At 57.6% G+C, this 14400-nt stretch carries 14 protein-coding genes and 1 riboswitch; of the genes, 13 read left to right on the forward strand and 1 reads right to left on the reverse strand.

Annotation, left to right across the window (positions count from 1 at the left end; all coding sequences use genetic code 11):
• The first annotated feature begins 83 nt into the window (after window positions 1–83).
• The 8 genes from ACR0CE_RS12515 to ACR0CE_RS12550 all read left to right on the forward strand — a co-directional run bounded on the left by ACR0CE_RS12515 (window position 84) and on the right by ACR0CE_RS12550 (window position 8173).
• The gene (locus ACR0CE_RS12515; protein WP_480507088.1) at window positions 84–1106 is read left to right on the forward strand and encodes a PhoH family protein; all 1023 of its coding nucleotides are present in this window, start codon (window positions 84–86) and stop codon (window positions 1104–1106) included.
• Between the two features lie 36 nt (window positions 1107–1142).
• The gene (gene ybeY / locus ACR0CE_RS12520; protein ID WP_480832701.1) at window positions 1143–1637 is read left to right on the forward strand and encodes an rRNA maturation RNase YbeY; all 495 of its coding nucleotides are present in this window, start codon (window positions 1143–1145) and stop codon (window positions 1635–1637) included.
• 35 nt (window positions 1638–1672) lie between these two features.
• A complete protein-coding gene (locus ACR0CE_RS12525) occupies window positions 1673–2560 on the forward strand; it encodes a hemolysin family protein (RefSeq protein WP_480832785.1) in 888 nt (295 codons plus the stop codon).
• Window positions 2557–4071 (forward strand): apolipoprotein N-acyltransferase, encoded by a 1515-nt coding sequence (gene lnt / locus ACR0CE_RS12530; protein ID WP_480832703.1) that lies wholly within the window; start codon window positions 2557–2559, stop codon window positions 4069–4071. The genes ACR0CE_RS12525 and lnt overlap by 4 nt, the downstream gene beginning before the upstream one ends.
• Before the next feature lie 30 nt (window positions 4072–4101).
• A riboswitch (SAM-SAH riboswitch) is annotated at window positions 4102–4150 on the forward strand.
• A gap of 5 nt (window positions 4151–4155) precedes the next feature.
• Window positions 4156–5337 (forward strand): methionine adenosyltransferase, encoded by a 1182-nt coding sequence (gene metK, locus ACR0CE_RS12535; RefSeq protein ID WP_480832706.1) that lies wholly within the window; start codon window positions 4156–4158, stop codon window positions 5335–5337.
• Between the two features lie 96 nt (window positions 5338–5433).
• Entirely contained in the window at window positions 5434–6144 is a 711-nt protein-coding gene (trmB, locus tag ACR0CE_RS12540) for a tRNA (guanosine(46)-N7)-methyltransferase TrmB (protein ID WP_267365453.1), read from the forward strand.
• A 68-nt stretch (window positions 6145–6212) separates the two neighbouring features.
• A complete protein-coding gene (gene aroA / locus ACR0CE_RS12545; protein WP_480832708.1) occupies window positions 6213–7559 on the forward strand; it encodes a 3-phosphoshikimate 1-carboxyvinyltransferase in 1347 nt (448 codons plus the stop codon).
• On the forward strand, window positions 7556–8173 hold the full coding sequence (locus tag ACR0CE_RS12550; RefSeq protein WP_480832710.1) for a (d)CMP kinase: 618 nt from the start codon (window positions 7556–7558) through the stop codon (window positions 8171–8173). The genes aroA and ACR0CE_RS12550 overlap by 4 nt, the downstream gene beginning before the upstream one ends.
• A 24-nt stretch (window positions 8174–8197) precedes the next feature.
• On the opposite strand, the gene ACR0CE_RS12555 is transcribed toward ACR0CE_RS12550, so the two are convergent.
• The gene (locus tag ACR0CE_RS12555) at window positions 8198–8674 is read right to left on the reverse strand and encodes a YHS domain-containing (seleno)protein (protein ID WP_480832712.1); all 477 of its coding nucleotides are present in this window, start codon (window positions 8672–8674) and stop codon (window positions 8198–8200) included.
• A 633-nt stretch (window positions 8675–9307) separates the two neighbouring features.
• On the opposite strand from ACR0CE_RS12555, the gene rpsA reads away from it, so the two are divergent.
• The 5 genes from rpsA to trpB all read left to right on the forward strand — a co-directional run bounded on the left by rpsA (window position 9308) and on the right by trpB (window position 13893).
• Window positions 9308–10984 (forward strand): 30S ribosomal protein S1, encoded by a 1677-nt coding sequence (gene rpsA, locus ACR0CE_RS12560; protein ID WP_480484015.1) that lies wholly within the window; start codon window positions 9308–9310, stop codon window positions 10982–10984.
• Between the two features lie 270 nt (window positions 10985–11254).
• On the forward strand, window positions 11255–11539 hold the full coding sequence (gene ihfB / locus ACR0CE_RS12565) for an integration host factor subunit beta (protein WP_050603110.1): 285 nt from the start codon (window positions 11255–11257) through the stop codon (window positions 11537–11539).
• 7 nt (window positions 11540–11546) lie between these two features.
• Window positions 11547–11897, forward strand: coding sequence for a LapA family protein (locus ACR0CE_RS12570; protein ID WP_267365457.1), 351 nt, complete (start codon window positions 11547–11549; stop codon window positions 11895–11897).
• Between the two features lie 5 nt (window positions 11898–11902).
• Window positions 11903–12547: a phosphoribosylanthranilate isomerase gene (locus ACR0CE_RS12575; protein ID WP_480832714.1), complete on the forward strand. Its 645-nt coding sequence runs from the start codon at window positions 11903–11905 to the stop codon at window positions 12545–12547.
• Between the two features lie 98 nt (window positions 12548–12645).
• The gene (gene trpB / locus ACR0CE_RS12580) at window positions 12646–13893 is read left to right on the forward strand and encodes a tryptophan synthase subunit beta (protein WP_267365446.1); all 1248 of its coding nucleotides are present in this window, start codon (window positions 12646–12648) and stop codon (window positions 13891–13893) included.
• Window positions 13894–14400 lie beyond the last annotated feature (507 nt).

Genomic DNA, 14400 nt, shown 5'->3' on the forward strand with positions numbered 1-14400 from the left:
GCGTTTATTTTTGAAACTGTGGCTTGCGCCTACCAAGATTTGTTGTCTACGCTCGGAGTGAACAGCCAAGACAGGAGAGCGGATTGGCCATCGGTGCCCTGACCCCACCGCAAGATGAAATGCCCCAACACGAGGCGTTCGTAGAATTTCCAGACAACCGATTGCTGATTGACCTGTGCGGTGAATATGACCGCAATCTGGCCGAGATCGAAACCAAGCTTTCGGTCCAGATTGTACGTCGCGGCAATCAGTTGGTTGTTATGGGCGATGATGATGCTCAGAAACAGGCGGTTGAAGTGCTTCAATCGCTGTATACACGGCTTGAAGGTGGGCGCGAGGTTGAGGCCGCAGACGTCGATCGCGAGTTGCGGATGGGTGTTTCGGAGCAGGGAACCGGAAGCCGCGATGGCGATCAGCTTGAGATGTTCAAGGGAGGTTCTGTCGAGATCAAGACCCGCAAGAAGCTGGTTGAGCCGCGCACCGACGCCCAGAAAGCCTATGTCCAGTCACTGTTCAAGAATGAGCTGGCCTTTGGAATTGGCCCGGCGGGAACGGGTAAGACCTATCTGGCGGTGGCGGTCGGTGTTTCGATGTTCATCGGCGGACATGTGGATCGAATCATCCTGAGCCGTCCGGCGGTCGAGGCGGGCGAGAAACTGGGCTATCTGCCTGGTGACATGAAGGACAAGGTCGACCCTTACATGCAGCCGCTTTATGACGCGCTGAACGATTTTCTGCCCGGAAAACAGTTGGCCAAGCTGATCGAAGAGAAACGAATCGAAATCGCTCCGCTGGCCTTTATGCGCGGTCGTACGCTGGCCAACGCATTTGTGGTTCTGGACGAAGCGCAAAACGCCACCACGATGCAGATGAAGATGTTCCTGACCCGTCTGGGCGAAGGAAGCCGCATGGTCATAACTGGCGACCGGTCACAGGTCGATTTGCCGCGTGGTGTTCAATCGGGTCTGGCGGACGCTGAGAGGTTGTTGAAAACGATCCCGAATATCAGTTTTAACTACTTCACCTCGAAAGACGTGGTGCGCCACCCGCTTGTCGCTGCGATCATCGAGGCGTATGAGGCCGATGCGGGCCGTGAAACCACGTGAGCACATAGCCCGTTAACGAGGCTGTTGTGCGGTAAGATGACCCTGGATCTCATTTTCGAAGACGAAAGGTGGCAAGATCTTGAGGTCTTGTCACAAAAGGCGATTAACGCCGTTCTGACCCATTGCGGTTTGGCCCCGGAGCTGTGCGAAGTCAGTATTCTGGGATGCAACGATGCGCGGATTTCAGAACTGAACGCAGAATTTCGCGGCAAACCGACGCCCACCAATGTGCTGAGCTGGCCTGCGGAAGACCTGGCTCCGGACGAGCCAGGGCAATCACCACGCCTGCCAGAGCCGGACTTTACCGGCGAGATTGTTCTGGGCGATGTTGCGATTTCCTATGACACCTGCGCCAGAGAGGCGGCCGAAGCCAACAAGGCAATGAGTGATCACGTGACCCATTTGCTTGTTCACGGAACGTTGCATTTGCTGGGTTATGATCACATTCGTGACCCCGATGCCACCTTGATGGAAGGGATTGAGGTCAAGATACTTGGCAAATTGGGTATTGATGACCCATATAAGGTATAATGTGGGTTCAAGACCCGATCAGTTGGAACAAGGTAATGGGCGATATAGAAGGCAGTTCTAGGGCGGCGCAAAGCGCGCAACCTCAGGACAGCAGTACTGAAACGGAAGAGAAAACCGGTCTGTTTTCTCGAATCCTCGAAGTGTTTTCGAGCGATGATACTCAACCGGACCAGACGGTGAACGGACAAAACGCGGCTGTGGCGCAGCCACGCGGGATGATTAACCTGCGCCGGATGCGAGTTGAGGATGTTGCCATCCCTACCGCTGAAATTGTCTCGGTACCTTCGACGATCACAAAAGATGAACTGGCGGATGTTTTCCGGAGCAGTGGTATGTCGAGGATTCCAGTCTATGAGGGAACCTTGGATACACCGCTTGGTTTTGTTCACCTCAAGGATTTTGCTCTGACCCACGGTTTCAACGGTGGGGGTAAAAATTTTGATCTGACCTCTATGCTGCGAACGCTATTGTTCGTGCCGCCATCCATGCCAATCGGCGTCTTGTTGACCAAGATGCAAACCGAGCGGCGTCACATGGCATTGGTGATTGATGAATATGGCGGCGTTGATGGTCTGCTGACGATCGAAGACCTGATCGAGCAGGTCGTGGGTGAAATCGCTGACGAGCATGATGCGGATGAAGACCAGCTTTGGGTGCAGGAAAAGCCCGGATGCTATGTGGTACAGGCGCGTGTGCCGCTCGAAGATTTCGAGGCCGAGATTGGCCGGTCTCTGACCAGTCATGAAGACGTCGACGAAGAGGAAATCGATACTCTGGGCGGGCTTGTCTTTATGCTCTCCGGCCGCGTTCCGGCGCGGGGTGAGGTTGTCATTCACCCAGAGGGCCCGGAATTCGAAGTGATCGAAGCCGATCCACGCCGTATCAAACGGCTGCGCGTCATGCTGCCGGACGTTGCTGCATGACCCCAGTACGGGGCTGGCCATTATCGTTGAGATTGTTGGTCGCTGCCGCCCTTGGCGGGGCGGGCGCGTTTGGTCAGGCGCCTCATTTGTATTGGGGCGCAACCGTTTTGGCGCTGGTCCTGATTGTGCCGATTTTCCTTGCCAGCGAAACCCGAGGCCGGGCGGCATGGGTCGGCTGGGCCTTCGCGACCGGCTATTTTGCCCATGCCCTTGGCTGGATCATTGAGCCGTTTCAGGTAGATGCTGAACGACATGCCTGGATGGCCCCGTTTGCGTTAGTATTCTTGGCGGGCGGACTGGCCTTGTTCTGGGCTGCCGCCTTTGGCCTGTCGCGCAATATTGGTGCCACGCCCATTCGTCAGGGCATATTACTGGTTGCAGTCTTGTCCCTGGCCGAGGTGGCGCGTGGATATGTGCTGACCGGCTTTCCATGGGCTGGCGTCGCGCAGATCTGGGTGGATACACCGGTGGCTCAGGTGCTGTCTCTGGTTGGGCCAAATGGGTTGAACGCGCTGACCTTTGCCGCAACATTCCCAATTGGCGCGGCATTGGCGCAGGATAAACCCTTGAACGGTTTGGCGCGGACCCTGGGTTTTACATCCGCGATGGCCGCGATGGCGATTGCCTACGGGTTGACGCGACCCGTCGTTCAGGACGGTTCGCATCTGGTTCGCGTGGTCCAGCCGAATGCCCCCCAGCACCAAAAATGGGTTCCGGCATATGCGCCTTTGTTTTTCGCGCGTCAGGTTGAATATACCGCAGCCTTTCCCAGACCCGACCTGATTGTCTGGCCCGAGACCGCAGTTCCAGCTTGGTTAGGTAGCGCACAACCGTTTCTGTCAACTGTTGCGGATGCCGCGCAGGGTGTGCCGGTGATATTGGGGATTCAGCGCGCAGAAGGCCCGAGAATCTTCAACTCGCTGGTCTATCTGGATGAAACCGGGCGTCAGGCAGGGTTGTATGACAAACACCACTTGGCGCCTTTCGGTGAATACGTCCCCTTGGGTGACCTGATGGGGCGTTTCGGGGTCAGTGGTCTGGCGGCCACAACCGGGCACGGGTTCAGCGCGGGGCCGGGCCCCGCCCTGTTGGACCTCGGCAAGCTTGGAAACGCATTGCCCCTGATTTGCTACGAAGCCATTTTCCCGCAAGATGTGAATGGTGCGCCGGGTCGGGCTGACTTCTTATTGCAGATCACAAATGACGCGTGGTTTGGTACGCGGTCGGGACCGTTTCAACACCTGGTGCAAGCCCGGATGAGGGCAATTGAGCAGGGCTTGCCGATGATCCGTTCGGCCAATACCGGTGTATCGGCCATGATTGACCCATTGGGTCGGGTGACTGCGTCGTTGGCTCTGGGTGAGGCAGGATATGTGGACGCCGTGCTGCCGCAACCACACCGTCGCACGACTTATGCACGTATCGGGGACAGTCCGATCGTTGTTGTCTTACTGTTTATTCTGGCGATGGCGCTGTTTGGTACTCGCGGCAACCGGGCAATTAGAGATTGACCCCAACTTTGGGCAAGCGTATGCGTCTGTGGTCTGCCACAACGGCTTCCTGGCGTGGCGGAGAAACCTTAATGGAGCACATTTATGTCCCGACAGAACTATACTTTTACTTCGGAATCCGTTTCTGAAGGGCACCCGGATAAGGTCTGTGACCGTATCTCGGATGCTGTCCTTGATGCATTTCTAAACGAAGAGCCTGAGGCGCGCGTGGCCTGCGAAACCTTTGCCACGACCAACCGCATCGTTATCGGTGGCGAAGTTGGTCTGTCGGACAAGGACAAACTGCATGACTACATGAGCCGCATCGACGAAATTGCGCGCGAGTGCGTGAAAGACATCGGATACGAGCAGGACAAGTTCCACCACGAAACAGTCGAGGTGACGAACCTTCTGCACGAACAATCCGCCCATATCGCGCAGGGCGTGGATGCCGCGGACAACAAGGACGAAGGCGCTGGCGACCAGGGCATCATGTTTGGCTTTGCCACAACAGAAACGCCTGCGCTTATGCCTGCGCCGATCCAGTATTCGCACGCAATCCTGCGGCGTCTGGCCGAAGTGCGCAAGAACGGCACCGAACCTGCACTGGGGCCGGATGCGAAATCTCAGTTGTCGGTCGTTTATCAAAACGGCAAACCGGTCGGTGTCAGCTCGATCGTTCTGTCGACGCAGCATCTGGATGAGGCGCTGACATCGGATGACATCCGCGCCATCGTTGAACCCTATATCCGTGAAACTCTGCCCGAAGGCTGGCTGTCGGCTGATACCGAATGGCACGTCAACCCGACCGGCAAATTCGTTATTGGCGGGCCGGATGGCGACGCGGGATTGACCGGTCGTAAGATCATCGTGGATACCTATGGTGGCGCGGCCCCGCATGGTGGCGGTGCTTTCTCGGGCAAAGATCCGACCAAGGTTGACCGTTCGGCGGCCTATGCCGCGCGTTACCTGGCGAAAAACGTCGTAGCCGCCGGTATGGCCGAGCGCTGCACCATTCAGTTGAGCTATGCCATTGGCGTATCGAAGCCGCTGTCGATCTATGCAGACACGCATGGCACGGGTCAGGTTGCAGATGCGGCGATCGAAAAAGCAGTTGGCCAGATCATGGATCTGACACCCCGCGGTATTCGTCAGCACCTTCAGCTGAACAAGCCGATCTACCAGCGTACAGCGGCTTACGGGCACTTTGGTCGCGAACCGGATGCGGATGGCGGTTTTAGCTGGGAACGCACTGATCTGGTCGACGCGCTGAAATCAGCAGTTTGATCTGAAAAATCCAAAGCGCGCCTTCAGGGGCGCGCTTTTTCTTTGGGGCGGTGCACGCTCTTGCAACGTGCTCCGCTGCGCAGTATGGCCACCGCCATGAGCACCGAGACCCCACAACGCCCGCGCAGAAACTTTTATGGCCGCTTCAAGGGCAAGACCCTGAAGCCCAGTCAAAAAACCTATCTGAACGAAGATCTGGCTGAATTGTCGCCCGGTGCTGTGGACTGGGACACCAACCCTGAACGCAGGCCGCTGGACCTGGACGGTCTGTTCGGCGGCAAGCCGGTCTGGTTGGAAGTCGGCTTTGGCGGTGGTGAGCATCTGGTGCATCAGGCGCAAAACAATCCTGACATTGGCATCATCGGGGCCGAGCCATACATCAACGGTGTTGCCATGCTGCTGGGCAAAATCCGTCAGGCAGGTGTTGAAAACCTTGCCGTGCACCCTGGCGATGCGCGCGATCTGTTCGACGTGCTGCCAGAGGCGAGCATTTCGCGCGCGTTCCTTCTCTATCCCGATCCATGGCCCAAAACGCGGCATCATCGCCGTCGATTTGTAACCCAGGAACATCTTGAGCCATTGGCAAAGGTGCTGAAACCCGGGGCGATCTTCCGGGTTGCTACTGACATTCCCGATTACGTGCGTCAGACATTGGAAGAAGTTCCGCGCGCCGGGTTTGAATGGCTGGCGGAACGTCCTTCGGACTGGCGCGAACCGTGGGACGACTGGATTTCTACGCGATACGAACAGAAGGCGCTACGCGAGGGTCGGACACCTCACTACCTGACCTTCCGACGCAATGGCTGATTGCCGCTGGACCAACGGGCGTCAATTCGCTAATCGGCTTGAGCACTGATAGCGCAAAAGGAGCCCTCATGTCCGGACACGGCACGCCCATCCCGATGACCTCGCATCCCTGCGGCCCGCTGACCGGCATGGCAGAGGTGCCCGGCGACAAGTCGATTTCGCACCGGTCGCTGATCCTTGGCGCAATGGCCGTGGGTGAAACCCGGATTTCGGGCTTGCTGGAGGGCGAAGACGTTCTGGATACCGCCAAGGCGATGCGTGCCTTCGGTGCCGAGGTCACAGATCACGGAAACGGGGAATGGACAGTGCACGGCGTGGGTGTCGGTGGCTTCGCCGAACCGGGTCAGGTGATCGACTGTGGCAACTCGGGAACCGGTGTGCGGCTGATCATGGGGGCGATGGCGACCTCTCCGATCACTGCGACATTTACCGGTGATGCCAGCCTGAACAAACGCCCCATGGCGCGGGTAACTGATCCTCTGGCCCTGTTTGGGGCAGAGTCGGTTGGGCGATCCGGCGGGCGCTTGCCGATGACCATCGTTGGCGCGGCGGACCCGACCCCTGTGCGATACGAAGTTCCTGTGCCGTCGGCGCAGGTGAAATCTGCCGTTCTGCTGGCGGGTCTGAATGCTCCCGGAAAGACCGTTGTGATCGAGAAAGAGGCCACGCGTGACCATTCCGAACGGATGCTGGCTGGATTTGGTGCCGAGATCACCGTAGAGGATACCGACGAGGGCCGAGTTATCACTTTGACCGGTCGCCCGGAACTGAAGCCGCAGGTCATCGCTGTACCGCGCGATCCGTCCAGTGCGGCTTTTCCGGTTTGCGCGGCGTTGATCACACCTGGATCCGATGTTTTGGTGCCTGGGATCGGTTTGAACCCCACACGCGCGGGCCTCTTTACGACCTTGCGCGAGATGGGCGCTGATCTGACCTATGAAAACGAACGCGAAGAGGGGGGCGAGCCAGTCGCCGATTTGCGCGCCAAGTACTCGCCCAACATGAAAGGCATCGACGTTCCTTCCGGGCGTGCCGCCTCAATGATCGATGAATACCCGGTTCTGTCGGTAGTGGCTGCAAATGCCACAGGCACAACGATGATGGGCGGCGTGAAAGAGCTGCGCGTGAAGGAAAGCGACCGGATTGACGCCATGGCCCGTGGCCTGCGCGCCAACGGGGTGACTGTTGCCGAAGGTGATGACTGGTGGTCGGTTGAAGGGCTGGGCATCGGCAACGTTCCGGGAGGAGGCACCTGCGAGAGCTTTCTGGATCACCGCATCGCCATGTCGTTCATGGTGATGGGTATGGGGGCACAGAGCCCCGTGAGTGTGGATGACGGCGGCCCGATCGCGACGTCGTTCCCGATCTTTGAACCACTGATGGAGTCGCTGGGTGCAAAGGTAGAGCGCACTTGAGTTTCACTGTTGCCATTGACGGACCAGCGGCTGCGGGCAAGGGCACGATATCAAAGGCCGTGGCGGCGCATTTCGGCTTTGCTCATCTGGACACGGGTTTGCTGTATCGCGCTGTCGGAAGGCGTACGCTTGAGGGGGAAAGCGCGATTGAAGCCGCGCAGTCTCTGACCGCAGAGGAGCTTGAGAAGGGCGACCTGCGCACCGCCGACGTTGCGCAGGCAGCTTCCAAAGTGGCGGTTCTTCCAGAGGTTCGCGCTGCCTTGGTCGATTTTCAGCGCGCCTTTTCCCGCAGGGCAGGTGGGGCCGTTCTGGACGGTCGTGATATTGGCACGGTGATTTGTCCAGATGCCGAAGTGAAGCTGTTTGTAACAGCCAGTGCAGAAGTGCGCGCCGAGCGGCGCTTCCTGGAGCTTAGAGCAAAAGGCGCTGACGTAACCCGTGAACAGGTTCTGGCGGACGTCAGAGAACGGGACGCGCGGGATGCTGAGCGCAGCACCGCTCCGATGAAACCGGCTGAGGATGCCGTGCAGTTGGACACCACCGATTTGAGTATCGAGGCGGCGTTGGCCAAAGCCCTTGAGGTGATCAACGCAAAACTGCCCGCGACGCGTTAACGCCGCGGGCAAACGGGGCAGGTCTTACAGCTCACCCACGGCGACGTTTTTGATATTCGCCCATTGGTCATCCGCCGTCTTTGCGGTGGCGACAACGTCCTTCAAAAAGGCTGCCCGGGTTTCCGCGTTGAGGAACAGAAACAGTTTTCCGTCTGCGACAAGGTACTGATCCGGGTCACCGTCAAACTTCTTGCCGACCGATACGCCGAATGAACAGAAGCCACCATGCTGCGGCAGGTATGCAGCAGGGTTTGCCTCGAACGCTTCACGGTTCGAGGCGGACGTGAAATAATAGGAGGCTCCGTCATAAGTTGACGAGTGAGTGGCGAAGCCTTCGACCGGGTTTCCATCATTGACCAATGCAACCAGATCAACCCCATGTGCGGCCAGCGGCGCACCAGCGGCTGAAATGCCGTTGGACACGTTGATTTCGTCAGCAGCAAAGGCCGGGGTGGACAGGGCAATTGCAGTCGCCATGGCGGCAAAGATGAGAGATTTCATGATGTTTTCCTTTTGGTTCTGGTTTCGGGTCGACCTCTTTGTCGACCGATAAAGCTAAGTTAGGGAAAGAAAGCCGAACGTTTAATCTCAGATACGTCGCCAAACCTTGCAGATCGTACAAACAGGCGAGTGGATTGCTGTTCTCACTCCAATTCTTCACGATACATCTCGTGACGCAGGCAGCTGAGTGCCGGGTCCCGCGCGGTGTTTCAAGACACTTCACCCTTGCGCTGCACTCGAAGACACAACCATGCGGTCCCGCGTCCCATTACCGAGAAGCCGCCTAGAGAAGACCTGACGCGAACCGTGCAAGCCATTTCAGTCAGAACCGGCTATTGTTCAGGTTGCTATGACGCTCGGGGGGATCAGCGTTAGGCAAGAGTTCCTGCGCGCGCTGCCGCGCACCATAGGCTTTGCACTTGCACCGGTTCAAGATTCAGCCTATACGCGCGCTGTCGATACAAGGGCGGTCAACGTCCGGATGACGTTTCTGAGCAGGGCCGGGTTACCTCGGCCCTTTGTGTTTGTTTGCTCAGCGGCGCACCGGGTCACGCCAGACGGCATCATGAAACAAGACCGGCGGAGACAACCGCTCGGCCAGCAAAAACGTACTGTAAAGGAAATGAACGCCACATGGCTAACGCATCCATGGAGGAATTCGAAGCCCTCCTGAACGAAAGCTTCGAAATGGACACGCCCGAAGAGGGTTCTGTTGTCAAAGGCAAGATTCTGGCGATTGAAGCCGGTCAAGCCATCATCGACGTAGGCTATAAAATGGAAGGCCGCGTTGATCTGAAAGAATTCGCAAATCCCGGCGAAGCCCCTGAAATCGCTGTCGGCGACGAGGTCGAAGTTTACCTGCGTGCCGCAGAAAACGCCCGTGGCGAAGCCGTCATCTCGCGCGAGATGGCCCGCCGCGAAGAGGCATGGGACCGCCTGGAAAAAGCATATGCCGACGACCAGCGTGTCGATGGTGCAATCTTTGGCCGCGTCAAAGGTGGCTTCACCGTCGATCTGGGTGGCGCAGTTGCATTCCTGCCCGGTTCGCAGGTTGACGTACGCCCCGTACGCGACGCAGGCCCGCTGATGGGTCTGAAGCAGCCGTTCCAGATCCTGAAAATGGACCGCCGCCGTGGCAACATCGTTGTGTCGCGCCGCGCAATCCTGGAAGAATCGCGTGCCGAACAGCGCGCCGAAGTCATCGGCAACCTGACCGAAGGTCAGAACGTCGAGGGCGTGGTCAAGAACATCACCGAATACGGTGCATTCGTTGACCTGGGCGGCGTTGATGGTCTGCTGCACGTCACTGACATGGCATGGCGTCGTGTGAACCACCCGTCCGAGATCCTGACGATCGGTGAAACCATCAAGGTTCAGGTCATCAAGATCAACAAAGACACCCACCGCATCAGCCTGGGCATGAAGCAGCTTCAGGAAGATCCGTGGGATCTGGTTGCTGCCAAGTACCCGCTGGGCTCGGTCCATCAGGGTCGCGTCACCAACATCACCGACTACGGCGCATTCGTCGAACTGGAAGCTGGTGTCGAAGGTCTGGTGCACGTGTCCGAGATGTCCTGGACCAAGAAAAACGTCCACCCCGGCAAGATCGTCTCGACCAGCCAGGAAGTCGACGTCATGGTTCTGGAAATCGACGGTGCCAAGCGCCGCGTGTCTCTGGGCCTGAAGCAGACTCAGCGCAACCCATGGGAAGTGTTTGCAGAAACACACCCCGAGGGCACCGAAGTCGAAGGCGAAGTCAAGAACATTACCGAATTCGGTCTGTTCATCGGCCTCGAAGGCGACATCGACGGCATGGTTCACCTGTCGGACCTGTCCTGGGACGAGCGTGGCGAGGATGCGATCCAGAACTACCGCAAAGGCGACATGGTTTCGGCCGTTGTCTCGGAAGTGGATGTCGAGAAAGAGCGTATCTCGCTGTCGATCAAAGCTCTGGGCGGTGACAAGTTCGCAGAAGCCGTTGGCGGCGTGAAGCGTGGCTCGGTCATCACTGTCGAAGTGACCGCAATCGAAGATGGCGGCATCGAGGTCGAGTACGAAGGCATGAAGTCGTTCATCCGCCGTTCCGATCTGTCGCGTGACCGTTCCGAACAGCGCCCCGAGCGTTTCTCGGTCGGTGACAAGGTTGATGTCCGCGTAACCAATGTCGACAGCAAGACCCGCCGTCTGGGTCTGTCGATCAAGGCACGCGAGATCGCAGAAGAGAAAGAAGCCGTGGAACAGTACGGTTCTTCCGACTCGGGCGCGTCGCTGGGCGACATTCTGGGTGCAGCGCTGAAGTCTGGCGACTAAGCCCGGGGCGCATCCCAAGCATGATTTACGGCCTCGCATGGAAGTGCGGGGCCGTTTTTGTTGCGAATCAACATGTTCCAAACACGCTGTTTAAACTCGATAATGTTCGCGCTTGAAGTGTGTAAATCGCCCTGTCGGGCAAAATTTCGCGTGAGAATATGGCAAAATAAAGCCTCAACACGCAGAGTATCCGTTCCCCCGTTCTGGGTTTTTTCCTATACTGTCAAAACAGTAGACCTGTCACACCGGCTGCCTGGGAGGGTATCACGAATGATCCGTTCAGAACTGATTCAGAAAATCGCTGACGAAAACCCGCATCTCTATCAGCGTGATGTCGAGCGGATTGTGAACACCGTGTTCGAAGAAGTCACCGATGCCATGGCGCGCGGCGACCGGGTCGAACTGCGTGGCTTTGGCGCGTTTTCGGTGAAAAAGCGGGATGCCCGCGTTGGGCGCAACCCCCGTACCGGTGAAACAGTTCAGGTCGAGGAAAAATGTGTGCCATTTTTCAAAACTGGTAAGTTGCTCAGGGATCGTTTGAACGGTAAAGCCTGACCTCATGATGCGTTACCTTCGATATGCTTTTCTTGGGACTCTCGGGATCGTTCTGATTTCCGTTTCCCTGGCGAATGTTCAGTCTGTTGAACTGAAACTGATGCCCGATGCTCTGGCCGAGCTTTTGGGCTTTAACGTCAGTACCTCTTTACCGCTTTTTCTGGTCGTTCTGGGCGGTGTTGTCGCCGGTTTGATCATCGGTTTCATGTGGGAATGGCTGCGGGAACACAAACACCGCCGCGATGCGACCGTGAAAAAGGGCGAGGTCCGCAAGCTTGAACGCGAGGTCAAGAAGCTCAAGAAAAAGCAGAACGAGGGTAAGGATGATGTTCTGGCCCTGCTTGACGAGGCCAGCTGAGGCTTATGTCTACCGATGTGTCCGTTAAAATCTGCGGTTTGACCGCCTCAGAACATGTGCGCGCAGCCGTTGCAGCCGGTGCGCGCTATGTCGGGTTCAACTTTTTTCCCAAATCGCCCCGTTACGCACCGATACCGCAAGCCGCGGCGTTGGCCGCCGAAGTACCAGTCGGCGTCGCCAAGGTCGCTCTGGCCGTGAATTTCTCGGACGCGCAGCTTGATGAGATTGTCGCGGGGGTTCCGCTGGATATGTTGCAGCTTCACGGCGGAGAGAGCCCCGAGCGTGTGGCAGAGATCAAGCAGCGCTATGGCCTGCCCGTCATCAAGGCGATCGGTGTTGCCGAGGCCGAGGATTTGGCTGCGATTGATCTGTATTCCGAAGTTGCAGACCAGCTTCTGATCGATGCAAAGCCGCCGAAGAATTCGGAACTTCCCGGCGGCAACGGTCTTCCTTTTGACTGGCGGCTGCTGGCAGGTCGCAAATATTGGCGTAGGCCGTGGATGTTGTCCGGTGGTCTGAACCCAGACAATGTCGCTGAGGCGGTCCGCATGACGGGTACGCGGCAAGTCGATGTGGCGTCGGGTGTTGAAAGCGCGCCGGGCGTAAAGGACGCTGGACTGATACAGGCATTTATCGACGCGACACGCTGATTTTGTTTGCCGCTGCCAGGGGGCGACATGGTGCGTTTTGCCATGGCAAATCCCGCGACGACCACCTATGACAGTCAGGTACGACGAGGGAGACACCCATGGCCAACGATCTTTTCAATTCCTTCATGTCCGGCCCTGACGAGCAAGGGCGCTTTGGCATCTTCGGCGGGCGTTTTGTCAGCGAAACGCTGATGCCGCTGATCCTGTCACTGGAAGAGGAATACAACAAAGCCAAGGATGATCCGACCTTCTGGGCCGAGATGGATGATCTGTGGGCCAACTATGTGGGCCGCCCCTCACCTCTGTATTTCGCGGAACGCCTGACCGAGCATCTGGGCGGGGCGAAGATCTATCTGAAACGTGATGAGCTGAACCACACCGGCGCACACAAGATCAACAACGTGCTGGGCCAGATCATTCTGGCGCGACGCATGGGCAAGACCCGGATCATTGCCGAGACCGGGGCAGGGCAGCACGGTGTGGCCACAGCCACGGTCTGCGCGAAATTTGGTTTGAAATGCATCGTCTATATGGGTGCCCATGACGTGCAACGTCAGGCCCCGAACGTGTTTCGTATGCGCCTGCTGGGGGCCGAGGTGATCCCTGTGACCTCGGGTCGCGGTACGCTGAAGGACGCGATGAATGACGCGCTGCGTGACTGGGTGACCAATGTGCGCGATACGTTCTACTGCATCGGCACAGTGGCCGGTCCGCACCCATACCCGGCGATGGTGCGTGATTTCCAGTCGATCATTGGCAAGGAAGCGAAAGAGCAGATGATGAAGGCCGAAGGCCGTCTGCCCGACACTATCATTGCGGCAATCGGCGGCGGCTCGAACGCGATGGGTCTGTTCTATCCTTTCCTTGATGACAAGGACGTCAACATCATCGGTGTCGAGGCCGGCGGTAAAGGTGTAAACGAAAAGATGGAGCATTGCGCCTCGCTGACAGGCGGTCGTCCGGGCGTTCTGCATGGCAACCGCACCTATCTGCTGCAGGATGATGACGGGCAGATTCTGGAAGGCTATTCGATTTCGGCCGGTCTGGACTATCCGGGTATCGGGCCCGAACATTCCTGGTTGCATGAGGTTGGTCGCGCGACTTACGTCTCGATTACCGACAAGGAAGCGCTTGAGGCATTCCAGCTCTGCTGTGCCACTGAGGGTATCATTCCGGCGCTGGAACCCAGCCACGCTCTGGCGCATGTCATGAAGATCGCGCCCGAGTTGCCCAAGGACCACCTGATCTGCATGAACATGTGTGGACGCGGTGACAAGGATGTTCAGACCGTCGCAAAATACCTGAACTTCGACATGTCTGACACCGAAGGCCGCACGGCCGGTTGATTTCACACCGGGGCCATATGCCCCGGTTTACAATCTCGACCAATCAAGCTGCCGGAACACCCTTCGGTCCACCCTTGATTGTAATGCTGCTCCGAAATGGCCTTCGGATCTAATTGGTGTTTTAACGGGCGCAGACGGATTGTTGTTCCTGCCCTGGCGTGGCATCCGGTTTTGTCACCGTATGTTGGCCCTCGCAGGCGATCTTTTTGAACCCGACGGAGCCCGGTTAAAGAATCGTCCACAAGCGATATTACCCCGTTCAACCTGCGCCCGAAGGTTTCCAATTGGAGATCAGTGCAGCAAGCGGTGCCGTACTGTTGCAAAATTGCTGGACTGTCAGTGACTATGTCCTTTCTATCTTTGCATGTGATTTTCCAGCGCAGCCTGTCTCACGTTTCTATCTCCACTCGACAACACAGCAAAAATTGGGTGTTTCAAGCCGTTTGAGATTTGGTCCAGGTCAAAACCCGCTTGTTCCAACAACACGACGTGTCCCGCACGCCCCAG

The organism is Ruegeria sp. L11, assembly GCF_056531755.1.